Annotated in this window: 22 protein-coding genes and 1 tRNA gene; 13 read left to right on the forward strand and 10 right to left on the reverse strand. The window is 65.3% G+C overall.

The annotated features are described in order from the left end of the window. Positions 1–48 precede the first annotated feature (48 nt). The 4 genes from ACTHQV_RS01505 (at position 49) to guaA (ending at position 5737) form a co-directional block, all read left to right on the forward strand. Positions 49–1113 carry a DNA-directed RNA polymerase subunit alpha gene (locus ACTHQV_RS01505; protein ID WP_056456241.1) on the forward strand — a complete coding sequence of 355 codons (1065 nt, stop codon included), beginning with the start codon at positions 49–51 and terminating at the stop codon, positions 1111–1113. A 272-nt stretch (positions 1114–1385) separates the two neighbouring features. Then, positions 1386–1808, forward strand: a complete 423-nt coding sequence (gene rplQ, locus ACTHQV_RS01510) for a 50S ribosomal protein L17 (protein WP_440488014.1) — start codon at positions 1386–1388, stop codon at positions 1806–1808. Positions 1809–2009: 201 nt separating this feature from the next. Next, on the forward strand, positions 2010–4097 hold the full coding sequence (locus tag ACTHQV_RS01515; protein WP_440488015.1) for a prolyl oligopeptidase family serine peptidase: 2088 nt from the start codon (positions 2010–2012) through the stop codon (positions 4095–4097). 83 nt (positions 4098–4180) lie between these two features. Then, a complete protein-coding gene (gene guaA, locus ACTHQV_RS01520) occupies positions 4181–5737 on the forward strand; it encodes a glutamine-hydrolyzing GMP synthase (RefSeq protein ID WP_440488016.1) in 1557 nt (518 codons plus the stop codon). A gap of 88 nt (positions 5738–5825) precedes the next feature. Here the strand turns inward: guaA and ACTHQV_RS01525 are convergent, their stop codons facing one another. From ACTHQV_RS01525 to ACTHQV_RS01540, 4 genes are all read right to left on the reverse strand, one after another. Then, entirely contained in the window at positions 5826–6119 is a 294-nt protein-coding gene (locus tag ACTHQV_RS01525; protein WP_440488017.1) for a serine O-acetyltransferase, read from the reverse strand. Next, positions 6113–6742 carry a serine O-acetyltransferase gene (locus tag ACTHQV_RS01530; protein WP_440488018.1) on the reverse strand — a complete coding sequence of 210 codons (630 nt, stop codon included), beginning with the start codon at positions 6740–6742 and terminating at the stop codon, positions 6113–6115. Before ACTHQV_RS01530 ends, ACTHQV_RS01525 begins: the two co-directional genes overlap by 7 nt. Before the next feature lie 113 nt (positions 6743–6855). After that, complete coding sequence (locus ACTHQV_RS01535) at positions 6856–7086, reverse strand: hypothetical protein (protein WP_440488019.1); 231 nt, start codon at positions 7084–7086, stop codon at positions 6856–6858. Between the two features lie 196 nt (positions 7087–7282). Next, a tRNA-Ala gene (locus ACTHQV_RS01540) sits at positions 7283–7358 on the reverse strand. Between the two features lie 214 nt (positions 7359–7572). On the opposite strand from ACTHQV_RS01540, the gene ACTHQV_RS01545 reads away from it, so the two are divergent. Together ACTHQV_RS01545 and ACTHQV_RS01550 are read left to right on the forward strand one after the other, a co-directional pair. Further along, positions 7573–8886 carry a DUF2171 domain-containing protein gene (locus ACTHQV_RS01545; RefSeq protein WP_440488020.1) on the forward strand — a complete coding sequence of 438 codons (1314 nt, stop codon included), beginning with the start codon at positions 7573–7575 and terminating at the stop codon, positions 8884–8886. Positions 8887–8991: 105 nt separating this feature from the next. After that, positions 8992–9981 (forward strand): NADP-dependent oxidoreductase, encoded by a 990-nt coding sequence (locus tag ACTHQV_RS01550; RefSeq protein WP_440488021.1) that lies wholly within the window; start codon positions 8992–8994, stop codon positions 9979–9981. Between the two features lie 83 nt (positions 9982–10064). Here the strand turns inward: ACTHQV_RS01550 and ACTHQV_RS01555 are convergent, their stop codons facing one another. From ACTHQV_RS01555 to ypfJ, 4 genes are read right to left on the reverse strand one after another with little or no spacing between them, the layout of a single operon-like run. Further along, positions 10065–10244, reverse strand: a complete 180-nt coding sequence (locus ACTHQV_RS01555) for a hypothetical protein (RefSeq protein WP_242116039.1) — start codon at positions 10242–10244, stop codon at positions 10065–10067. Between the two features lie 10 nt (positions 10245–10254). Then, on the reverse strand, positions 10255–10707 hold the full coding sequence (locus tag ACTHQV_RS01560; RefSeq protein WP_440488022.1) for a YaiI/YqxD family protein: 453 nt from the start codon (positions 10705–10707) through the stop codon (positions 10255–10257). Further along, positions 10704–11171: a GreA/GreB family elongation factor gene (locus tag ACTHQV_RS01565; RefSeq protein WP_440488023.1), complete on the reverse strand. Its 468-nt coding sequence runs from the start codon at positions 11169–11171 to the stop codon at positions 10704–10706. The genes ACTHQV_RS01560 and ACTHQV_RS01565 overlap by 4 nt, the downstream gene beginning before the upstream one ends. Then, positions 11171–12046, reverse strand: a complete 876-nt coding sequence (gene ypfJ, locus ACTHQV_RS01570; RefSeq protein WP_440488024.1) for a KPN_02809 family neutral zinc metallopeptidase — start codon at positions 12044–12046, stop codon at positions 11171–11173. Before ypfJ ends, ACTHQV_RS01565 begins: the two co-directional genes overlap by 1 nt. Before the next feature lie 128 nt (positions 12047–12174). On the opposite strand from ypfJ, the gene ACTHQV_RS01575 reads away from it, so the two are divergent. The 3 genes from ACTHQV_RS01575 to ACTHQV_RS01585 are packed head-to-tail and all read left to right on the forward strand — an operon-like array spanning position 12175 to position 14772. Next, a complete protein-coding gene (locus ACTHQV_RS01575; RefSeq protein WP_440488025.1) occupies positions 12175–13335 on the forward strand; it encodes a patatin-like phospholipase family protein in 1161 nt (386 codons plus the stop codon). A 2-nt stretch (positions 13336–13337) separates the two neighbouring features. Then, a complete protein-coding gene (locus tag ACTHQV_RS01580) occupies positions 13338–14123 on the forward strand; it encodes a 3-hydroxybutyrate dehydrogenase (RefSeq protein ID WP_440488026.1) in 786 nt (261 codons plus the stop codon). Positions 14124–14130: 7 nt separating this feature from the next. Continuing rightward, positions 14131–14772, forward strand: a complete 642-nt coding sequence (locus ACTHQV_RS01585) for a DUF4893 domain-containing protein (protein ID WP_440488027.1) — start codon at positions 14131–14133, stop codon at positions 14770–14772. A gap of 116 nt (positions 14773–14888) precedes the next feature. Here ACTHQV_RS01585 and ACTHQV_RS01590 read toward each other — a convergent pair whose 3' ends face one another. Next, positions 14889–15353 carry a hypothetical protein gene (locus ACTHQV_RS01590; protein WP_440488028.1) on the reverse strand — a complete coding sequence of 155 codons (465 nt, stop codon included), beginning with the start codon at positions 15351–15353 and terminating at the stop codon, positions 14889–14891. A gap of 101 nt (positions 15354–15454) precedes the next feature. On the opposite strand from ACTHQV_RS01590, the gene ACTHQV_RS01595 reads away from it, so the two are divergent. Then, on the forward strand, positions 15455–17593 hold the full coding sequence (locus ACTHQV_RS01595) for a M3 family metallopeptidase (RefSeq protein WP_440488029.1): 2139 nt from the start codon (positions 15455–15457) through the stop codon (positions 17591–17593). 119 nt (positions 17594–17712) lie between these two features. Here ACTHQV_RS01595 and ACTHQV_RS01600 read toward each other — a convergent pair whose 3' ends face one another. Next, entirely contained in the window at positions 17713–18273 is a 561-nt protein-coding gene (locus tag ACTHQV_RS01600) for a PRC-barrel domain-containing protein (RefSeq protein WP_440488030.1), read from the reverse strand. Between the two features lie 180 nt (positions 18274–18453). Between ACTHQV_RS01600 and ACTHQV_RS01605 the strand changes: the two genes are divergently transcribed. Genes ACTHQV_RS01605 through ACTHQV_RS01615 form a run of 3 tightly spaced genes read left to right on the forward strand, consistent with a single transcriptional unit; the run spans position 18454 to position 22086 of the window. Beyond that, positions 18454–19743, forward strand: coding sequence for a 3-methyl-2-oxobutanoate dehydrogenase (2-methylpropanoyl-transferring) subunit alpha (locus ACTHQV_RS01605; protein ID WP_440488032.1), 1290 nt, complete (start codon positions 18454–18456; stop codon positions 19741–19743). 10 nt (positions 19744–19753) lie between these two features. Continuing rightward, positions 19754–20758, forward strand: a complete 1005-nt coding sequence (locus ACTHQV_RS01610; protein WP_440488303.1) for an alpha-ketoacid dehydrogenase subunit beta — start codon at positions 19754–19756, stop codon at positions 20756–20758. 5 nt (positions 20759–20763) lie between these two features. Continuing rightward, positions 20764–22086: a dihydrolipoamide acetyltransferase family protein gene (locus tag ACTHQV_RS01615; protein WP_440488033.1), complete on the forward strand. Its 1323-nt coding sequence runs from the start codon at positions 20764–20766 to the stop codon at positions 22084–22086. Positions 22087–22090: the final 4 nt, after the last annotated feature.

Consider the following 22090-nt stretch of genomic DNA (forward strand, 5'->3'; position numbering starts at 1 on the left):
TCATGGCGCGGACCCGTCCTTTCCGCGCCGCCAAGCTAGGGGAAGCCCGTGTCCGTCAACGCTAAGAACTGGCAGGAACTCAAGAAGCCGAGCGGCCTCGAGAAGAAGCCGGGCGGCGATCCCAAGCGCCGTTCGACCTTCGTCGCGGAGCCGCTCGAGCGTGGGTTCGGCCTGACGCTCGGCAACGCGCTGCGTCGCGTGCTGCTGTCGTCGCTGCAGGGCGCCGCCGTTACCTCGATCAAGATCGAGAATGTCCTTCACGAATTCTCCAGCCTTGCCGGCGTCCGCGAGGACGTGACCGACATGGTGCTGAACGTGAAGCAGATCGCGCTGAAGATGCAGGGCGAAGGCCCGAAGCGTCTGCAGCTGTCCGTCACCGGTCCGGCCGAAGTGAAGGCCGGCGACATCGCCGTCACCGGCGATATCGAGGTGATGAACCCCGATCTGGTCCTGTGCCACCTCGACGATGGCGCGACGCTCAACATGGAACTGACCGCCGATGTCGGTAAGGGCTATGTGCCCGCCGCCGGCAACCGTCCGGCCGATGCGCCGATCGGTCTGATCCCGGTTGACGCGCTGTATTCGCCGGTCCGTCAGGTCAGCTATAAGGTTGAGAACACCCGCGTCGGGCAGGAACTCGATTACGACAAGCTGACGCTGACCGTCGAAACCGACGGCACCGTGACGCCGGAAGACGCGCTGGCCTATGCCGGTCGCATTCTTCAGGACCAGCTGGCGCTGTTCGTCCACTTCGACGATTCGGCCCTGCCGCGTGCGGCCGCGGTCGGCACGCAGGTGGCAGCACCGCAGGCCGAAGGTCAGGGCGACACCGCGCAGATCAACCGCTACCTGCTCAAGAAGGTCGACGAGCTCGAACTGTCGGTTCGTTCGGCCAACTGCCTGAAGAACGACAACATCATCTATATTGGCGACCTGGTCCAGAAGACCGAAGCCGAGATGCTGCGCACCCCCAATTTCGGCCGCAAGTCGCTGAACGAAATCAAGGAAGTGCTGTCGTCGATGGGCCTTCGCCTCGGCATGGACATCCCCGGATGGCCGCCTGAGAACATCGAAGAGATGGCGAAGAAGCTCGAGCAGGAAATAATGGGGTGAGGCCGAGCCGCACCGGGATAGCGTAAGCTATTTCGGAGGCGGCGACAGCCCGGCTGGCGGCCTTTCAGGCCGTTCGACGGCACAGGCTCTGCCTGTGTCGGGCCACCCGAAAGAACCGCAGCAAGCGTGAACTTAGTGAACTTTGCCGCGAACAGGCGAACCGGTGGCGGCCTCTAACAGCCACCTGCTCTGGGGTACCGGTACCCGGCCCCATCAAAGTAACACTTTGATGGGAACCCGCCACGGCCCCTTAACGAACGAAGGAAATACCCATGCGTCATCGCGTCGGCGGCCGTAAGCTGCAGCGTACCTCGGCCCATCGTATTGCGCTGTTCCGCAACATGTCGGCTGCGCTCATCAAGCATGAGCAGATCACCACCACCGTCGCCAAGGCGAAGGAACTGCGCCCCTATATCGAAAAGCTCATCACGCTGGCGAAGAAGGGCGGCCTGTCGAACCGTCGCCTGGCCCATGCGCGTCTGCTCGACGATGCGCAGCTGACCAAGTTGTTTGACGTGCTGGCGACCCGCTATGCCGATCGCAACGGCGGCTATACCCGCATCATCAAGGCCGGCATCCGGGCGTCGGACGCCTCGCCGATGGCGATCATCGAATTCGTCGACCGCGACGTGTCGGCCAAGGGCCAGGATTCGGGCCCGGTCCTGAGCGAAGAGGATTTCGACGAATCCGCCTGATCGCCGTTTCGGTCGAGCGACAGGGAAGGGCGGTCGTACTTCGGTACGGCCGCCCTTCTTCGTTGAATTGGGTGACATTGTCTCGCGGGGTTGCGCGGGGCGGTACAGCGCCTATCGTGCACGGTAACACCGGATACCTCTCCGGCCGCCTGCCATGGAGCAACGATGTACCGCCATGCCCTTGTCGCGATTGCCTGCCTGATGACCAGCACGACCGCCCTTGCCCAGAGCATCACCTATCCGCAGACCCGCACCGTCGATCAGGTCGACGAACAATTCGGGGTTAAGGTCGCCGATCCCTATCGCTGGCTCGAAAACGACGTTCGCAACGACCCCGAAGTCGCCGCATGGGTTGCGGCGGAGAACAAGGTGACCGACGCCTATCTGGCGACGCTGTCCGGCCGCGACATCTTCAAGCAGCGCCTGACGAAGCTGTTCGACTATGAACGCTTCGGCGTGCCGCACCGCGAGGGTGGCCGCTATTTCTACAGCCGCAATTCGGGACTGCAGAACCAATCGGTGCTCTATGTCCGCGACAGCGTGAACGGGCAGGGGCGGGTGCTGATCGATCCCAATGGCTGGTCGAAGGATGGTGCGACGGCGCTTGCCGAATGGTCCCCGTCGAAGGACGGCAAGCGATTGCTCTATTCGATCCAGGACGGCGGCAGCGATTGGCGCAAGCTGCGTGTGCTCGATGTCGATACCGGCAAACTGCTCGACGACCAGATCGACTGGGTCAAATACGGGCTGATGGCGTCGTGGGTTAAGGACGGATCGGGCTTTTATTATGCCCGCTTCCCGACCCCGGAAAAGGGTCAGGAGTTCCAGAGCCAGAACCTCAATGCGCAGGTCTATTTCCACAAGCTCGGTACGCCGCAGAGCGCCGACCGGCTGATCTACGAACGCCCCGATCAGCCGCGCTATACCTTCTATCCCGGCATCACCGATGACGGTCGCTGGCTCATGATCTCGACCAGCGGCCCCGGTGATCATACCGAGATCGCGGTGCTCGATCTGACCAAGCCGAACGACAAGCCGCGGACCATCGTCAACACCGACAATGTCGACTGGTCGACGATCGGATCGAAAGATAGCACGCTGTACCTGACGACCACGCAGGGCGCACCGCGCCTGCGCGTCGTGACGATCGACATGGCAGCGGCCAACCCAAGCCCGAAGGAAGTGGTGGCCGAGGACAAGGCGGTGCTGAACGGCGCGTCGCTGGTCGGCGGGCGGATCATGGCCGCCTATCTGGTCGATGCGAAGACCGAGGTGAAGCGCTTCACCCTCGACGGCAAGCCCGACGGCAGCATCGAACTGCCCGGCATCGGCACGGTCGGCGGCGTCGGCGGTGAACTCGACAACAACGAAGGCTTCTTCGCCTTTTCGAGCTTCGCCACCCCGACCACCATCTATCGCTACGACGTCGCGACCCGCGCGGTGACGCCATGGGCCAGCCCGAAGGTCGCTTTCGACCCGGCGCAATATGATGTCCGCCAGCGCTTCTATGCGTCGAAGGACGGGACGAAGGTTCCGATGTTCATCGTCAAGCGCAAGGACGTGAAGGGGCCGGCGCCGACGCTGCTCTATGCCTATGGCGGGTTCAACGTGCCGATCTTGCCGGGCTTCTCGGCCGGCCGCATCGCGTGGCTGGAACAGGGCGGGGTGCTCGCCGTCGCCAACATCCGTGGCGGCAGCGAATATGGCAAGGAATGGCATGACGGCGGCAAGCTGCTCAACAAGCAGAATGTGTTCGACGACTTCATCGGCGCGGGCGAAGACCTGATCGCACAGGGCGTGACGTCGAAGGGGCAACTGGCGATCCAGGGCGGGTCGAATGGCGGTCTGCTGGTGGGGGCCGTGGTCAATCAGCGTCCCGACCTGTTCGCCGCCGCCCTACCGGCCGTGGGCGTGATGGACATGCTGCGCTTCGACCGCTTCACCGCCGGACGCTACTGGGTCGACGACTACGGCGTGCCCGCGAAGGAGGCGGATTTCCGTAATCTGCTCAGCTACTCGCCCTATCACAACGTCAAGACGGGGGTGACCTATCCGGCGATCCTCGCCACCACTGCCGATACCGACGACCGCGTGGTGCCAGGGCACACGTTCAAATACACGGCCATGATCCAATCGAAGGACATCGGGCCCAAGCCGCATCTGGTCCGGATCGAAACCCGCGCCGGCCATGGATCGGGCAAGCCGACCGACAAGGTGATCGAGGAAACCGCCGACCTCTGGGCGTTCATCGCCAAATGGACCGGAATGCAGGTCAAGCCGATTAACTGACTTTTCAGGGTTCACGCGGGCGGGGCGGTCCCTTCCGCGTGAACCGCTTTCCTCTTCCCCGCGTCCCCGCTATCGGAACGCGCATGAACGAGACCCCCGATTCCATCCTGATCGTCGACTTCGGCAGCCAGGTGACGCAGCTCATCGCGCGTCGCGTGCGCGAGGCCGGCGTCTATTCCGAAATCGCCCCGTTCCAGAAGGCCGAGGAAGCGTTCGCACGGATGCAGCCCAGGGGCGTGATCCTGTCGGGTGGTCCCGCATCGGTCTGTGACGAAGGCAGCCCCCGCGCGCCGCAGGTCATCTTCGACTCCGGCATACCCGTGTTCGGCATCTGCTACGGCCAGCAGGTCATGACCCAGCAATTGGGCGGCAATGTCGAGAAGGGCCATTCGGGCGAGTTCGGCGAAGCCTATATCGAGGTGGGCGACGACTGCGCGATGTTCGACGGCCTGTGGGAAAAGGCCGAGCGGCATCAGGTGTGGATGAGCCATGGCGATAAGGTTACCGCGCTCGCCCCCGGCTTCCACACCGTCGCCACCAGCCCCGGCGCACCCTATGCGGTCGTCGCCGATGACGAGCGCCGCTATTACGGCGTGCAGTTCCACCCGGAGGTCGTCCACACCCCCGATGGCGGCAAGCTGATCGCCAATTTCGCCCGCCATGTCTGCGGATTGTCAGGCGACTGGACGATGGCCGAATTCCGCCAGGCAAAGATCGCCGAGATTCGCGAACAGGTCGGCGATGGCAAGGTCATTTGCGGCCTGTCGGGCGGAGTCGATTCGTCGGTCGCGGCGCTGCTGATCCACGAGGCGATCGGCGAGCAGCTGACCTGCGTGTTCGTCGATGGCGGCATCCTGCGCGCGGGCGAGGCCGAACAGGTCGTCAGCCTGTTCCGCGGCCACTACAATATTCCGCTGGTCCACGTGGATGCGCAGGACCTGTTCATGGACGGTCTGGCCGGCGTCACCGATCCGGAGGCCAAGCGCAAGTTCATCGGCAAGACCTTCATCGACGTATTCGAAGCGGAGGCGAACAAGCTGGGCGGGGCGCAGTTCCTGGCCCAAGGCACGCTGTATCCCGACGTCATCGAAAGCGTCAGCTTCACTGGCGGTCCCTCGGTCACGATCAAGAGCCACCACAATGTCGGCGGCCTGCCCGAGCGGATGAACATGGCGCTGGTCGAACCCTTGCGCGAACTGTTCAAGGACGAGGTCCGTGCGCTGGGGCGCGAACTGGGCCTTCCCGACGTGTTCGTCGGCCGTCATCCGTTCCCCGGACCGGGCCTCGCCATCCGTATCCCCGGCGAAGTCACCTCTGAACGCTGCGACATCCTGCGCAAGGCCGACGCGATCTACCTCGAGGAGATCCGCAATGCCGGTCTGTACGACACGATCTGGCAGGCGTTCGCGGTGCTGCTGCCGGTGCGTAGCGTTGGGGTGATGGGCGACGGCCGCACCTATGACAATGTCCTCGCCCTCCGCGCGGTGACCTCGACCGACGGCATGACCGCGCAGGCGTTCCAGTTCCCCGGCGACTTCCTGCCGCGCGTCGCGACCCGGATCATCAACGAGGTGAAGGGCATCAACCGCGTCACCTACGACTATACCAGCAAACCCCCCGGCACGATCGAATGGGAATGATCCGGAGAGACGATCGTCCGGGGGACGATCGACTCCGGATCATTCGCCTCGCGCAAGCGGGGTGCCGACGCAGCGCTGGTGGTAAGTTTCAGCTGACCGCCACCGCCTCCGGCTGCATGAGCACGCTGTTCGCCGCCACGTCCTGCAACAGCCAGACATTGCCGCCGATGACCGCCCGGTCGCCGATCGTCACGCGGCCGAGAATCGTCGCACCGGCATAGATGACCACATCGTCGCCGACGATCGGATGCCGGGCGATCCGCTCGGCGAACGGGCCGCTTGTGGAACGGGGTTGCGACCGATGCGGGGTGCGCGCACCCAGCGTGACATGCTGGTACAGCCGCACCCGCGCGCCGATGACGGCGGTTTCGCCGATCACCACGCCGGTACCATGGTCGATGAAGAAGCCCGGCCCGATCGTCGCCCCGGGATGAAGTCGATGCCGGTGCGCTCGTTGGCGATCTCCGACACGATCCGCGCGACGATCGGAACGCCCAGCGAATCAAGTTCGTGCGCCAACCGGTGGTGAAGGATCGCGACCGCGCCGGGGTAGCAGATCAGGATCTCGTCGACGCTGCGCGCAGCGGGATCGCCGCGGAAGATCGCTGCGACATCGGTATCGATCAGCGCCCGCACCCGCGACAGCGTGCCGGCGAACAAGCGCAATATCTCCGCCGGCTTGTCGGCAGCGAAGGCGATGCCCGCCACGTCCTGCCAATAGGCGAATTCTGCCCGGATCGCTTCATCCAGCAAGGCGAAGGCGGCGTCGAGCCGTTCGGCGACGAAACGATCCTCGCTCGCCGAGTCGCCCGCAAAGCCGCCGATCCGCCCCGGGAACAGCGCATGCGACAGCAACTCGACAGCCCGGTTCAGTGTCGTCCGCGCCGGAAAGACCGCCGGTTGCTGTCGGCTCGGCTGCGCCTGCCGCCATGCCATGCGCGCGCTCGACAGGGCGCGGGTGGTGTGATCGATGAGGCGGCGGCGGTCGTCGTCTGCTTGGGCCATGCGGAATCGCTTCGGGACAAAAAGGGCCGGGCGACATGACGACGCCCGGCCGGAGGTTACGCTTAGGGAGCTACCAAAGCGTCACGGACACCGCGCCGAAGCGCGGCAAAACTTCAGAAGCTGTTGCCGGTCGCGTTCAGCGTCGGATCGGTTGCGAGCGAAGCGTCGTTCGACAGGAAGGCATCGTTGCCGAGCGCGACGTCGTTCGCCAATGGCTCATCGACCGACGTCAGGTTCGTCTCGATCGATGCGTTGGCGTCGACCGTGTTGGCCGGTTCGCTGCCCGAACAGCCGGCCAGCCCGACCAGCGCGAGTGCCGCCAGCGGTGCGATGAATTTCGTCAAACCCGATCTCCCTGTTTGTCGCCGCCGGGGCGACCGTTGCGGCACCCGTTGTACGCAAGGGAAGAGACGAGGCTATAATCCCATTACTTTAGTGGGGTAATGTTCGACTTTCATCGCTGCCGCGCGAACGCACGGCGACGCTATCGGAAGAATGTCGAAGGGATGTGCTGGAAAGGCCGTTATCGGCAGGTCGGGGTGGTGGAGCTGAGGGGAATCGAACCCCTGACCTCTGCAGTGCGATTGCAGCGCTCTCCCATCTGAGCTACAGCCCCGCCCCTCATCCGGCGAAGCCGGGGTCGCTCCTGTAGCGGGCCGTTTGCGCCGATGCAACGGGTCTCTCGCATCCCAGCCGACAAAATCGACGGCCGCAACCGATCGCGCCGAAACCGCTCTTCGTCGCGGCGTATAACTTGGGTTGGAACCAACCGCGGAGTCGGTGCTTGTTCGCGTACGACATGGCAGCCCGCGCTGCTGCGCCGCGATAACATGAACCATCTGCAGGAGATTTTCATGGGCTATGATCGCTACACGGGACGCGACGATTCGTCGTGGAACGACCGGTCGGGAGACGAAGGCCGTTGGCGGGATCGCGACGATCGGTCGCGCGGCAGCTATGGCGGGTCGCAGGGTTATGGCGCACGCGGCTATGGCTCGGGCCGGTCGCAGGGCTATGGCGAGCAGAACTACGGCGGATCGTCGTGGCAGCGCGACGATCGTGACGACAACCGCGGTCGCGACTATTATGGCGGCTCGTCGGGCGGCAACCGCTCCTATGGATCGACCTATGGCGCCGACCGCAATCGTGGTTATGGCAGCCGCGACTTTGACCAGAATGATCGGGGCTCGAGCAGCTATGGGTCGCAGGGCGGTCGTTATCAGGGCAGCTACGCAAGCGACGGGCATCGCTTCACTGACTATCGCGACAATGACGACAACCGCTTCGGCGGCAACGACCGGTATCGCGAGCGCAACCGCGGCGACGATCGCTATCGCGCCGACCGCAACCAGAACCGCGACAATCTTGAGTACGACGCCGAGGATCGCGGCTTCCTGGCCCGGGCGGGCGACGAGGTCCGGTCGTGGTTCGGCGACGAGGACGCCGAACGCCGCCGTGAGCGCGACCAGCGCTATGACGAGCGCATGGCCCGCTATGACGACCGGCACAGCGACCATGCCTATCGCTCGTGGCGCGATACGCAGGTGAGTGCGTTCGACCGCGACTATGACGAGTATCGGCAGGAAAATGCGACCCGTTTCCAAAACGAGTTCACCGCATTCCGCACCGAGCGCCAGACGCAGCGCGACAGCCTGAGCAAGGTAACCGAGCATATGGAAGTGCTTGGCTCCGATGGCGAGCATGTCGGCACGGTCGACAAGGTGCGCGGCGATCGCATCATCCTGACCAAGAACGACGTCGATGCCGGTGGCCATCACCATTCGATCCCGTCGCGCTGGGTCGACTCGATCGATGACAAGGTGAAGCTGCGCAAGACCGCCAGCGAAGCCAAGAAGGCATGGCGTGACGAAGAAGAGCAGCAGGCGATGTTCGGCAACCAGTCGTCGCCGCAGCGCAGCTATGGCAATGACCGGTTCGGCAGCGACCGCAATAGCGACAGCGATCGTACCACCGGCCAGACCGGCAGTGGGTCGACCGCGACGACCGGGCAGGCACTGGGATCGGGAACGTCGACCACGGCAGGCACCGGCATAAGCGGTACGACCGGCACCGGAACGTCGGCAACCACTGCGTCGAGCGACAGCGAGACCAACCTCAATCGCAGCTTCCCCGGAACCTATTGATCGGTTCGCAGCGGCGACAGGCGGAGGGGGTCGGGAAACCGGCCCCCTTTGCTTTGCCTGCCGTTCGCGTTAGTTGCGCAACGAAACTGATTTGGAGATACGAGCATGGCAAAGGCGTGGCATCTGGTTCGGCGGCCGAACGGAATGCCGGTGGCGGAGGATTTCGCGCTCCGTGACCTGCCGGCGCGCGACCTGGCCGAGGGCGAAGTGCGCATCGCCAATCGCTGGTTGTCGGTCGATCCGTATATGCGCGGGCGGATGAACGACGTGAAAAGCTATGTGCCGCCCTTCGCGCTCGATGCGCCGATGGACGGCGGCGCGGTGGGTGAGGTGATCGAGAGCCGCGCCGCCGACCTGCCGGTCGGCACCCGTGTCCAGCACATGGCGGGATGGCGTGACGAGGCGATCGTTCCCGCGAAGGGCGTGCAGAAGCTGCCCGAGGGCGACATTCCCGACCAGGCCTATTTGGGCGCGTTGGGGCTGACGGGCATGACGGCTTGGTTCGGGCTGCTGGCGGTCGCCGATGCCAAGCCGGGTGAGACGGTGTTCGTCTCTGCCGCGGCCGGGGCGGTCGGCTCCTCGGTCGTCCAGATCGCCAAGGCCAGGGGTATGACCGTCATCGGCTCGGCTGGCGGTGCCGAGAAGACCGAATGGGTCCGCTCGATCGGCGCCGACCACGTCATCGATTACAAGGGCAACGTGCCGCTCGTGAAGGCGCTGGGCGCGGCTGCGCCGGACGGCATCGACGTTTATTTCGATAATGTCGGTGGCGACCATCTCGATGCCGCACTCGCCCATGCCCGCCAGGGCGCGCGCTTCGCGATCTGCGGAATGATCGACGGCTACAACGCCTCCGAGCCGACCAAGCTGCGCTACCTGATGCGGGTGATCGCGGCCCGGATTCGGATGCAGGGCTTCATCGTCAGCGATTTCATGGGCCGGATCGGCGAGTTCCATCAGGGCATGGGCGAGATCGTCGCCGGCGGCAATTTCCAGCGCGAGGAAACGGTGGTCGAGGGGCTGGAGCACACGCTTGATGCGTTCCTCGGCCTGTTCAGCGGCCGGAACAAGGGCAAGATGCTGGTGAAGCTCTAAATCCTCCTCGGCACGGGGGGCGGAGGGGGATGGCGGCAAGCGGCAACGCCGGATGTGCGGCCATCCCCTACGTCGGGAAAGCCTCAATGCAGCTTGGCGATCTTCAGCCCGTCTTCCTTCGCCCGCTGCTTGATCGACTCCTCGCTCCGCGTCAGCGCCTTGGCGAGTGCCTTCAGCGCCATGCCCTTGCCGGCCAGCTGGTGCAGCTTCTGGATTTCATCGGGCCGCCATGGCTGGCGGTGACGTTCGAATTTTTCGGCCATAGCCTCTCTCCTAAAGCCCCCGTGCCAGCCGGACCAGCGCGGTGTCGAGCGATTGCAGGAAGCGCGAGCGGTCGGCCTTGGCAAAGGGCGGCGGCCCGCCCAGTTGCTCGCCACCCGCGCGCAAATCGGCCATGATCGCCCGCGTCGCGATCGCACCGCCGATCGACGCGCCGGTGAACGGCTTGCCGTTAGGGGCGATCACCGTAGCTCCGGCTTTCAGGCAACGATCGGCGAGCAGGATATCGGCGGTCACCACCACACAGTCCTGGCCGGCGGTCTCGGCGATCCAGTCGTCGGCGGCATCGAACCCGTCCGACACCACCACCCGTTCGACCCATGGCACCAGCGGCACGCGCATATGGCTGTTGCTGACGATCGCCACGCGGGCGCCGTGCCGCTCGGCGACGCGGTACACTTCGTCCTTCACCGGACAGGCATCGGCATCGACGAGGATGCGGATCATCGCTCGATCGGGCCGGTCTCGATCACGTCGATCGCGTCGCGTCGTCCGCCGAAATCGGCAGTCTCGCCCGCCATTAGCCCGGTAAGCGCCACCGCCAACGGCGCGGTGAACGGAATGCGTCCCGCCATCGGATCGGCCTCGTCGCTGCCGACCAGTTCGATCGTCTTCTCCTGCCCGTTCAGTCGATAGGTCACCCGCGATCCGAACGCGACCTCGTCCTCGGGGATTGGCGCGATCTCGGCGGTCGAATGCCGCGTCCGCCAGTAACGCAGGTCGCGCTTGATCGCGGTCGTCCGCTCGGCATCGCCCTCCGCGTCGGCCAGTTCAGCCTCCAGCCGCGCGACCTGCCCGGCCATCGCCGCCAGCCCGCGTCGCGTAACCAGATTGGGTCCCGGCGGCAGCGGCAGTTCGAAGCGCGGTTCCTTATGTTCGTCATCGTCTTCCCGGCGGAACGCAACGCTCATCAGATCGCGCCCGAGAAGGTGTCGCATTGTGCCGGGTCGCCGGTCTGCAGCCCGCGCTGCAACCACTTCATCCGCTGCGCCGACGTGCCATGGGTAAAGGTCTCGGGCGAGGCACTGCTCCCTTGCAACGTATCGTCCCCGATCGCCTCGGCCGCGCGCAGCCCTTCCTCGATATCGCCCGGTTCCAGCCGGTTGCGGTTCCGCGCCGCCCAGACGCCGGCATAGCAATCGGCCTGCAATTCCAGCCGGACCGACTGGGCATTGCCCTGTGCCTTGGGCAGGGTCTGCTGGGCGCGGCTGACGGCTTCGGCCTGTCCGGTCAGGTTCTGGATATGATGACCGACCTCGTGCGCGACGACATAGGCCTGCGCGAAATCGCCCGCCGCACCGAAGCGCTGCGACAATTCACGGAAGAAGCTGGTGTCGAGATAGACGCCGCGATCCGGCGGACAATAGAAGGGACCCATTGCCGACTGCGCCGCGCCGCATCCGGACTGCGCGCCCTGCTGATAGAAGCGCAGCGTCGGCCGAACATATTGCTGCCCCTGCTCGCGGAAGATTTCCGCCCAGGTCAGGTTCGTCGACTGCATGACCCGGCAGGCAAACAATTCCTCCGCGGTATCGCAGGGGACGTTGCCCTGCTGCGAACCCTGTTGGGTCGTGGGCGCCTGCCCGCCGGTCAGCAGGCCGCCACCGCCCGAAAACATCATGAACGCGACAGCGACAATGGCGATGATCCCGATCGTCCCGCACCCAAGGCCGCGGCCCAGCAGCAGCGGCAGGAAACCGAGCAGGTTCAGGCCGCCTCCGCCCATGCCGCCCCCCCGGCCAAGATCCTCTACGTTACTGGCGGGATCGAGATCGTCGAGGCGCATGGGCGGCGGTCCGTTCGTTGAAGCTGCGTACTGAAATGCGCGAAACGCCGCCTGCGTTGCAACCGGTCCGCATGAAATCGGTTGTACGGGCGTTGAACCCGGTTCGTATAACGCGCAAAGTGTCCTTGATGGCCGAAGCCGATCCCCGTCTGCGCCGACAATCCCCACCCGGCCTGCCGCTTCCCGATTGCGTCGCGCTGGTGTTGCAGGGTGGCGGCGCGCTCGGCAGCTATCAGGCGGGGGTGATCGAACGGCTGGACGAAACCGGGATCGAGGTCGACTGGGTCGCCGGCATCTCGATCGGCGCGATCAACGCCGCGATCTTTGCAGGCAGCCCGCCCGAATGCCGCGTCGATCGTCTCCGCGCCTTCTGGCAACAGGCGGCGGGCGTGCTGCCGTGGTTCCCGATCCTGCCCGACGACCGGGTCCGCGAATGGGTGCACGAATGGTCGGCGGGCGTGGTGCTGGCGACCGGCGTGCCCGGCTTCTTCCGCCCGCGTGGCATAGCGCCGCAATTCGCCGCGCCGGGCACCCCCGCCGCGCTCAGCTATTACGACACCGCGCCGCTGCGCGAGACGCTCGACCGGCTGGTCGACTGGGACCGGGTCAATGACGGGCCGGTGCGGCTGTCGGTCGGAGCGGTCGATATCGAAAGTGGCAACTTCGTGTACTTCGACAGTGCGCGCGACCGGCTGGACGCGCGGCACGTCATGGCTTCGGGAGCGTTGCCACCGGGACTGCCGCCGGTCGAGATCGACGGGCGCTGGTATTGGGACGGCGGCCTGGTGTCGAACACGCCGCTGACCCACATCCTCGATCATCAGCGCGATCCGATGCTGGTGTTCCAGGTCGACCTGTTCTCCGCCGAGGCGGCGCTGCCGCGCACGATCGGCGATGTCGTCGCCCGCGAAAAGGAAATCCGCTTTTCCAGCCGCACGCGACAGGTGACCGCCGAACGGCTGCGCCTGCGCCAGGAGCGCGAACTGATCCGGCGGATGGTCGCCAAGCTGCCGGTTGAGCTGCGCGACGATGCCGATGTCCGCGCGCTGGAGGCGATGGCCGACGAACATCCCTTGAGCCTCGTCCACCTGATCTATCGCGCCAATCGCTGGGAAGGCGGGGCGCGCGACTATGAATTTTCGGCACGCGCGATGCAGGAGCATTGGGCGGCGGGACGGGCGGCGATCGCCGATACGCTCGCCAACGCCCGCGTCGTCGCCGAAAACATCCTCGACGGTCGCACCGCCGCGTTCGACCTGACCCCGCATCTCCATCAACGCCAAGGATAGCCATGTTCCTGAAGGGCAAGACTGCGATCGTCACCGGTTCCACCTCGGGCATCGGCTTGGCCTATGCCAAGGCATTCGCCGCCGAGGGCGCGACCGTCGTCATCAACGGCTTCGGCGACGAGGGGAAGATCGAGGCCGAACGCGCTGCGCTCGCCGAGGCGAGCGGTGCCGACGCCCGCTACGATCCCGCCGACATGACCAAGCCCGACCAGATCGCGGCGATGGTCGACAAGGCGGCGGCGGAGTTCGGATCGGTCGATATCGTCGTCAACAATGCCGGCATCCAGCATGTCGCGAAGATCGAGGAATTTCCGATCGACAAATGGGACGCGATCCTCGCGATCAACCTGTCGTCGGCTTTCCATATGATCCGTGCGGCGGTCCCGCATATGAAGAAGGGCGGCTGGGGCCGGATCATCAATACGGCGTCGGCGCATAGCTTGGTCGCCAGCCCCAACAAATCCGCCTACGTCACCGCCAAGCACGGTCTGGCCGGGCTGACCAAGACCGTCGCGCTCGAAGTCGCGACCTTCGGCATCACCGCCAACTGCATTTCGCCCGGCTATGTCTGGACCCCGCTGGTCGAGCAGCAGATCCCGGACACCATGGCGTCGCGCGGCCTTACCCGCGAGCAGGTGATGAATGACGTGCTGCTGGCGGCACAGCCGACCAAGGAATTCGTCACGTCGGAACAGGTCGCCAGCCTCGCGCTGTATCTCTGCCGCGACGAGGCGAAGGCGATCACCGGCGCGAACCTGTCGATCGACGGCGGCTGGACCGCAGCATGATCGCGGCATGAGGCACAGCGCGTGCATCGCCGGGCTGGTGCTCGGCCTAGCGACCGGCGGCTGCGGCGGCGGGGCAGGGGTAGCTTCGGCGGGCACCGCAGCGCCACAGACGCCGGCCGCTGCCGACGACTGGCGGCGCGTGGCGACGCCCGCCGATCGCGACCGGTTGCGGCGTTGGCGCGAGGCTTGGCTGGCGGCCTTGCCCCGTGCCCGTGCCGCAGATCCGGCAGCGGTGGCGGAGCAGGGCGCGCTGTTCCAACCGGACCTGGCGCTGGCCGGCGCCGCGCCGGCCGGGCGCTATCGTTGCCGGGTGTTCAAGCTGGGCGCGGCGGGCAGCGCTATGCGCGACTTCACCGCCTACCCGGCGTTCGACTGCCGCATCGCCGATGAAGGACGGGTACGCAGTTTCTACAAGGAAACGGGGTCGCAGCGGCCGGTCGGCCTGCTATTCGCTGATGGCGACCGGACGATCTTCCTTGGTACGCTGCTGCTCGGCGACGAACGCGCCCCGTTGCAGTACGGACAGGACCGGGACCGCGACATGGCGGGGGTGCTGGAACGGATCGGCGAACGGCGCTGGCGGCTGGTGCTGCCCTATCCGCGGTTCGAATCGCTGCTGGACGTGGTCGAACTGGTGCCGACGGAGTAGGGCTCGCCGGTAGCCATGTATGTCATCCCAGCGCAGGCTGGGATCTCCCGGTGGTAGCGCGCAGCAGGAGCCGCCGGAGACCCCAGCCTGCGCTGGGGTGACGAACGGGCGACGGCTTATGCCGCCAGCGTGCGCCGCACCGTCTCGTAACAATCGTCAATATGCGAATTGCCGACCAGCTTCATCGCGCCGAAGCTGATGCCGGCCGCCGCAACCTGTCCGGCGAATGGCACGAACCGCAACAGCGACTTGCTTGCATAGCGTGCGCCGACCTTGCGGATCAGCATCGTCACCACCCGCCGCGTGATCGACCGGCCGATGACCCCGTTGCCGAGGTTCGCGGCGATCAGCAGCACCTGCTTCGCACGATCCGGTTCGAGCGCCTGCACCTGCTTTTCGCTCAGGCCGAAACGGCTACTGATGTCGGGCAGCAATTTGGTCAGGATGTTGGCATCGACGATCAGGTCGGCACCCGGCACCGGCACCACCGACGCACCCGCCGATACCAGTGCGCGCTTGGTCACCAGCTTGCGTGCTTCGTTGCGGACCCGGTCGAGTTCGGCGATGGTCGTGATGTGCATGATGGCCCCGTATCGTTTCGTTGCCGCATCAACGCCGTTCTTGCCAAGCGGCTCCCGATCTTCCAGTTTGTCGATATTCGATATTGAGGACGGACCTGTTGATGATCGTACGTCTCGGCGCGTTGCTTGCCACCACTGCCCTTGCCCTGCCTGCCCATGGTGCCGCCATGCCGCAAACCCCGACCACTACCGCCGCCGTCGACGCGACGCCGCTGACCGCGAAATGGGGCGGCCCGTATCAGGGGGTGCCGCCATGGGACCAGGTGACCCCGGCGATGTTTCCGGCCGCCTTCCCGGTGGCGATGGCCGAGATGCGCCGCGACATCCATGCGATACGCGACGACAAACGCCCGGCGACGTTCAAGACGGTGATCGAACCGCTGCAACTCGCCGGCGAGATGATGGACCGGGTCGGATCGATGTGGGGCGTCTATACCAGCAACCTCGCGACCAAGGAGGTGCAGGCGATCGACCGCTTATGGTCGCCCAAGCTGTCGGCGTTCAACGATGAACTGTTCCTAGATCCGAAGCTCTTCGCGCGGATCAAGACCGCGTACGACACCCGCGCGAAACAGAATCTGAACCCGCAGCAATTGCGATTGCTGGAGCGGACCTATCGCAGCTTCGTGCGGCGCGGCAGCCTGTTGACCGATGCACAGCGTCAGCAGGTCAGCGGCCTGAACCAGCAATTGTCGGTCGCCCATAACGACTTCAGCCAGAAGGTGTTGGCCGACGAGGAAACGTGGATCGTCGTCGACGATGCCCGGCAGTTGGCGGGGCTGCCCGACAGCTTCGTCGCGTCGCTGAAGGCCGCCGCCGACGACCGCGGCCTTGCCAGCAAATGGGCGATCGTCAACACCCGCTCGTCGGTCGCCCCCGTGCTGACCTATGCCACCGACCGGCCTCTGCGCGAAAAGGTCTGGCGCGCCTTCACGATGCGCGGCGACAACGGCAACGCCAACGATACCAAGGCGACGATCGCCACCATCCTGAAACTGCGGCAGGAGCGGGCGAAGCTGCTCGGTTTCCGCAACCATGCCTATCTCCGCATGGACGACACGATGGCCGGCACCCCCGCCAATGCTAAGGCGCTGATGATGCGCGTCTGGCCCGCCGCGGTGGCGCGGGTGCGCGAGGAAGTCGCCGACATGCAGGCGTTGGCCACCAAGGACGGCGCGAACATTACGATCGAACCCTGGGACTATCGTTTTTACGCGGAGAAGGTGCGCAAGGCGAAATACGACCTCGATGAGAGCGAGGTGAAGCCGTATCTGCAACTCGACAATATCGTACAGGCAGCCTTCTACGCGGCCGGACGCCTCTACGACCTGAAGTTCACCGAAAATACCGGCCAGATCCCGGTGTTCGAGAAGAATGTCCGTACCTTCGTCGTCACCGATGCGAAGTCGGGGCGCAACGTCGGCGTCTTCTACCTCGATAACTTCGCCCGGTCGGGCAAGCGGTCGGGCGCCTGGGCGACGCGCTATCGCGGACAGCAGAAACTGGGCGGCGAACGCAACGTGCTGGCGTCGAACAACAACAACTTCGTGAAGGGCGCGACCGGACAGCCGACGCTCATCAGTCTCGACGATGCGACGACGCTGTTCCATGAATTCGGCCATGCGATCCATTCGCTGCTGCAGGACGTGACCTATCCCGGCCTTGCCGGCACGCCGCGCGACTTCGTCGAATATCCCAGCCAAGTGAACGAGAACTGGTTGCTGACCCGCGACGTGCTCGACCGCTTTGTCAAGCATTACCAGACCGGCCAGCCGATGCCGCAGGCGTTGGTCGACAAGATCGAGAAGTCGTCTACCTTCAATCAGGGCTTCGACACCGTCGAATATCTGTCCTCGGCCATCGTCGACATGGAGTTGCATGATCGCGAGACGCCGGTGACCGATGTCGCGGCGTTCGAACGCGATACGCTGGCCAAGCTCGGCATGCCGAAGGAGATCGTGATGCGGCACCGCCTGCCGCAGTTTAATCACCTGTTTGCGTCCGATGCCTATTCGGCGGGCTATTATTCCTATTTGTGGTCGGAAACGATGGACGCCGACACCTGGGCCGCGTTCGAGGCGACCGGCAATGTCTGGGACAAGGCGACCGCCGATCGCTTCCGCAAGACGCTGCTGTCGACCGGCAACGAAACTGACCGCAAGGAAGCCTATCGCGCGTTCCGCGGGCGCGACCCGGACGTGACTGCGCTCTTCAAGCGGCGGGGGTTTCCGACCAACTGAAATCCTCCCGCTCCGCAGGACGGTGGAGGGGGCGGGCGGCATACGGGAGCGTTGCGTATGCCGCGCGCCCCCTCCACCATGCTGCGCATGGTCCCCGTCCCCCATGAATGGGGGGGATTTCACAACGACTCGGGCCAATGGTTCGACTGTATCACCGGTTTCCGGCTTATGGCGTCGGCGTCGAGGTCGGTACGCACCCCGTCCTTGCCGAACACCAGCTCTGCGGGTTTGAGCGCGTGCAACGTCTCGCCCACGCCGCCGACACCGCCGGTACTGACCACGACATAGGCGATGGCGTTGTCGCCACAGCCTAGCATCGCATCCACGACGGTACCGACCGCTTCACCGTCCGGCCCGGTCAGCTTGGCGCCTATGACCCCGCCGGCCGGATATAGGGACGGTACCGGATGCCGCGCGCTCGCGTCCGCCGCTGCGTTGCTTCCCTTGTCGTACGTCGCCTGTCGCCCGAGCCAGCGCCAGATGCCGACGAGGTTGACGACCGTCAAAAATGCGTTCGACAGCACGAGATTCGTCTGCCCGCTGGTTAGTCCGACCGTCGTCCACGCGACCGATCCCACCGAAAAGACGACGAATCCCCAGCCGGTTACCCGCGCGCCGAGGTTCGCGGCGGTCATCATCGCGGCGATCATCGTCGCCGCCGGGGCGATCCATCCCGCCATTTCCTCCACGAAATTCTCCCAGCTTTGTCAGCGTGATACGGGCGAAGTGGGCCGTGGTTCCGACGAAAGCGAACGGCCGGGCCTTCGCCCCTCTCGCCAAGCGCGTTGAAATTATATAACAAGGCATTGAAACGAGTCTGCGCGACCGAACCGGCGACGTGGAAGCGACATGGAGAGTGCATGACCGGCGACAGCCGCACCAATTTGCCGCGCCTCGCGCTGCATGTGCCCGAACCCAAATTCCGTCCCGGCGATGCGGTGGACTTCGCCGACGTCGCCGTGCCCGCTGCTGGGGCGCAGCCGCGCCCTGACACCACCGCCGCGCCCGACCGCTTCCACGACCTCGCCTATACGCTGGTCCGGGTGCTCGATGAGCAGGGGCAGGCGGTCGGCCCATGGAACCCGCGCATCGACCCGGACGTGCTGCGGCGGATGCTGCGGCACATGGCGACGGTGCGCGCGTTCGACGAGCGGATGTTCCGCGCGCAACGGCAGGGCAAGACCAGCTTCTACATGAAATGTACCGGGGAAGAGGCGATCGCGGTCGCCGGCACCATGGCGCTCGACCGCGACGACATGGCCTTTCCCAGCTATCGGCAGCAGGGCATCCTGATCGCGCGCGACTATCCGCTCGTCGAGATGATGAACCAGATCTATTCGAACCGCGGCGACAAGCTGCAGGGCAAGCAGTTGCCGATTATGTATTCGTCGAAGGATTTCGGCTTCTTCTCGATTTCGGGCAACCTGACCACGCAATATCCGCAGGCGGTCGGCTGGGCGATGGCGTCTGCGTCGAAAGGCGATACGCGGATCGCGGCGACATGGTGCGGGGAGGGGAGCACCGCCGAGGGCGATTTCCACTCGGCACTGACCTTCGCCACTGTCTATCGTGCACCGGTCATCTTCAACGTCGTCAACAACCAGTGGGCGATCAGCAGCTTTTCCGGCTTTGCCGGCGCGGAGGCGACGACCTTCGCCGCGCGGGCGATCGGCTACGGCATCGCAGGGCTGCGCGTCGACGGCAATGACGCGCTGGCGGTCTATGCTGCGACGGCATGGGCGGCGGAGCGGGCGCGGACCAATGCCGGCCCCACGCTGATCGAGCATTTCACTTATCGTGCGGAGGGACACTCCACTTCCGACGATCCGTCGCAATATCGCTCGGCCGGCGAACCGACCGCATGGCCGCTCGGCGATCCGGTCGCGCGGCTGAAGGCGCATCTGATTACGATCGGCGAATGGGATGAGGACGCCCATGCCGCGATGGACCGCGACGTCGCCGAGCGCGTGCGCGCGGCGCAGAAGGAAGCGGAAGGCAACGGCATCCTCGGTCACGGCCTGCACCAGCCGCTCGACACGCTGTTCGACGGGGTGTTCGAGGAGATGCCGTGGCATCTGCGCGAGCAGCAGGCGCAGATGATGGCCGAGGAGGAAGCCTCCGGCCGTCCCTGGGCGCGCAAGGAGGTTTGAGATGGCGCGCATGAACATGATCCAGGCGATCAACTCCGCCATGGACGTGATGATGGATCGCGACCCCAACGTCATCGTGATGGGCGAGGATGTCGGCTATTTCGGCGGCGTGTTCCGCGCGACCGCCGGCCTCCAGTCGAAATACGGCAAGACCCGCGTGTTCGACACGCCGATCACCGAATGCGGAATCATCGGTGTCGCGGTCGGGATGGGCGCGTACGGCCTGCGTCCGGTCCCCGAAATCCAGTTCGCCGATTACATCTACCCTGCGCTCGACCAGCTGGTCAGCGAAGCGGCACGGCTGCGCTATCGCTCGGCGGGCGACTTTACCGCGCCGATCACGGTACGCTCGCCGTTCGGCGGCGGCATCTTCGGCGGGCAGACCCACAGCCAGTCGCCTGAAGGCATCTTCACCCATGTCAGCGGCATCAAGACGGTGATCCCGTCGACGCCCTATGATGCCAAGGGGCTGCTGATCGCCGCGATCGAGGACAATGACCCGGTCCTCTTCTTCGAACCCAAGCGCATCTATAATGGTCCGTTCGACGGCCATTGGGACAAGCCGGCGCAGAACTGGTCGAAACATGCCGGTGGCGAGGTGCCCGAGGACTATTACCGCATCGAGCTGGGCAAGGCGAAGGTGGTACGCGAAGGCGGCGACCTGACCATCCTCGCTTATGGCACGATGGTCCATGTCGCACAGGCGACCGTGGAAGCGGCGGGCGTCGATGCCGAAATCCTCGACCTGCGCACGCTGGTACCGCTCGATATCGACGCGATCGAGGCGTCGGTGAAGAAGACCGGCCGCTGCATGATCGTGCACGAAGCGACCCGCACCGGCGGCTTCGGGGCGGAGCTGTCGGCGCTGGTGCAGGAACGCTGCTTCCACCATCTTGAAGCGCCGATCGAGCGCGTGACCGGCTTCGACACGCCGTATCCGCATAGCCTCGAATGGGCGTATTTCCCGGGGCCGGTCCGCATCGGACAGGCGCTCAAGAAAATCATGCAGGACTGACCGCCATGGCACGTTTCTCTTTCCGCCTGCCCGATATCGGTGAAGGCATTTCCGAAGCCGAGATCGTCGCGTGGCACGTGGCCGTCGGCGACCGTGTCGAGGAAGACGGCCGGCTGGCCGACATGATGACCGACAAGGCGACGGTCGAAATGGAAAGTCCGGTTGCTGGCACCGTCGTCGAACTGGCGGGCGAGCCGGGCGATCAGGTGGCGATCGGCGCGACGCTGGTGGTGATCGAGACGGAAGAAGAAGTCGTGCAGCCCGCCGAACCCGAGCGGGTCGAGGCGGAAAATCCGGGCGTCGAGGAGGTCGCAAATCCTCCCCGGGACGGGGAGGGGGACCATGCGCAGCATGGTGGAGGGGGTGCGCCGCTGGACGCAACACCCGCCGCTGTTCCGCAGGAGGCCGCCCCCCTCCACCGTCCTGCGGACGGTCCCCCTCCCCGCGAACGGGGAGGAGCATTGGCTTCCCCCGCCGTTCGCCAGCGCGCCAAGGACCTCGGTATCGACCTGTCTGCCGTCCATCACGACGGCCCGCACATCCGCCACGCCGATCTCGACGCCTATCTCCGCTACGGCAGCGCGCAGGGCTATCACGCTCCGAACGCCTCCCGCGCCCGTCCGGACGAAAGCGTCAAGGTCATCGGCATGCGCCGTCGCATCGCCGAGAATATGGCGGCGGCGAAGCGCCACATCCCACATTTCACCTATGTCGAGGAGATCGACGTCACCGCGCTGGAGGCGATGCGTGCCGACCTGAACGCGGGCAGGGGACAGCGGCCGAAGTTGACGATGTTGCCACTGTTGATGGTTGCGATCTGTCGCACGCTGTCCAACTTTCCGATGCTCAACGCCCGTTACGATGACGAGGCGGGCGTGGTTACGCGCTTCGGGCGGGTGCATTTGGGCATGGCGGCGCAGACCGATGCCGGATTGATGGTGCCGGTGATCCGCGACGCACAGGATCTGAACCCGTGGCAATTGGCGAATGAAATCAGTCGCCTGGCCGAAGCGGCGCGCACCGGCAAGGCAAAGTCGGAGGAAATGTCGGGCGGCACGATCACCGTCACGTCGCTGGGGCCGCTTGGCGGGATCGCGACCACGCCGGTCATCAACCGGCCCGAAGTTGCCATTATCGGCCCGAACCGCATCGTCGAACGCCCGGTATTCCGCGCGCGGCCGGGCGGCGGCGAAGAAATCGTGAAGGCGAAGTTGATGAACCTGTCGATCAGCTGCGACCACCGCGTCGTCGATGGCCATGACGCCGCCAGCTATGTCCAGGCGTTGAAGCGGCTGATCGAGACGCCGGTGCTGCTGTTCGCGGAGTAGCGCG

This window comes from Sphingomonas sp. SAFR-052 (assembly GCF_051965015.1).
In the GTDB taxonomy this organism is placed as follows: domain Bacteria; phylum Pseudomonadota; class Alphaproteobacteria; order Sphingomonadales; family Sphingomonadaceae; genus Sphingomonas.

What these genes read in the sequence shown, in the direction of transcription:
- ACTHQV_RS01605 (WP_440488032.1), top strand. Translation starts at nt 18,454, where the DNA reads ATGACCGGCGACAGCCGCACCAATTTGCCGCGCCTCGCGCTGCATGTG.
- guaA (WP_440488016.1), top strand. Translation starts at nt 4,181, where the DNA reads ATGAACGAGACCCCCGATTCCATCCTGATCGTCGACTTCGGCAGCCAG.
- ACTHQV_RS01600 (WP_440488030.1), bottom strand. Translation starts at nt 18,273, where the DNA reads ATGGCGGGATGGATCGCCCCGGCGGCGACGATGATCGCCGCGATGATG.
- ACTHQV_RS01595 (WP_440488029.1), top strand. Translation starts at nt 15,455, where the DNA reads ATGATCGTACGTCTCGGCGCGTTGCTTGCCACCACTGCCCTTGCCCTG.
- ACTHQV_RS01590 (WP_440488028.1), bottom strand. Translation starts at nt 15,353, where the DNA reads ATGCACATCACGACCATCGCCGAACTCGACCGGGTCCGCAACGAAGCA.
- ACTHQV_RS01545 (WP_440488020.1), top strand. Translation starts at nt 7,573, where the DNA reads ATGAACCATCTGCAGGAGATTTTCATGGGCTATGATCGCTACACGGGA.
- ACTHQV_RS01580 (WP_440488026.1), top strand. Translation starts at nt 13,338, where the DNA reads ATGTTCCTGAAGGGCAAGACTGCGATCGTCACCGGTTCCACCTCGGGC.
- rplQ (WP_440488014.1), top strand. Translation starts at nt 1,386, where the DNA reads ATGCGTCATCGCGTCGGCGGCCGTAAGCTGCAGCGTACCTCGGCCCAT.
- ACTHQV_RS01550 (WP_440488021.1), top strand. Translation starts at nt 8,992, where the DNA reads ATGGCAAAGGCGTGGCATCTGGTTCGGCGGCCGAACGGAATGCCGGTG.
- ACTHQV_RS01575 (WP_440488025.1), top strand. Translation starts at nt 12,175, where the DNA reads ATGGCCGAAGCCGATCCCCGTCTGCGCCGACAATCCCCACCCGGCCTG.
- ypfJ (WP_440488024.1), bottom strand. Translation starts at nt 12,046, where the DNA reads ATGCGCCTCGACGATCTCGATCCCGCCAGTAACGTAGAGGATCTTGGC.
- ACTHQV_RS01565 (WP_440488023.1), bottom strand. Translation starts at nt 11,171, where the DNA reads ATGAGCGTTGCGTTCCGCCGGGAAGACGATGACGAACATAAGGAACCG.
- ACTHQV_RS01615 (WP_440488033.1), top strand. Translation starts at nt 20,764, where the DNA reads ATGGCACGTTTCTCTTTCCGCCTGCCCGATATCGGTGAAGGCATTTCC.
- ACTHQV_RS01515 (WP_440488015.1), top strand. Translation starts at nt 2,010, where the DNA reads ATGACCAGCACGACCGCCCTTGCCCAGAGCATCACCTATCCGCAGACC.
- ACTHQV_RS01555 (WP_242116039.1), bottom strand. Translation starts at nt 10,244, where the DNA reads ATGGCCGAAAAATTCGAACGTCACCGCCAGCCATGGCGGCCCGATGAA.
- ACTHQV_RS01610 (WP_440488303.1), top strand. Translation starts at nt 19,754, where the DNA reads ATGAACATGATCCAGGCGATCAACTCCGCCATGGACGTGATGATGGAT.
- ACTHQV_RS01585 (WP_440488027.1), top strand. Translation starts at nt 14,131, where the DNA reads ATGAGGCACAGCGCGTGCATCGCCGGGCTGGTGCTCGGCCTAGCGACC.
- ACTHQV_RS01530 (WP_440488018.1), bottom strand. Translation starts at nt 6,742, where the DNA reads ATGGCCCAAGCAGACGACGACCGCCGCCGCCTCATCGATCACACCACC.
- ACTHQV_RS01560 (WP_440488022.1), bottom strand. Translation starts at nt 10,707, where the DNA reads ATGATCCGCATCCTCGTCGATGCCGATGCCTGTCCGGTGAAGGACGAA.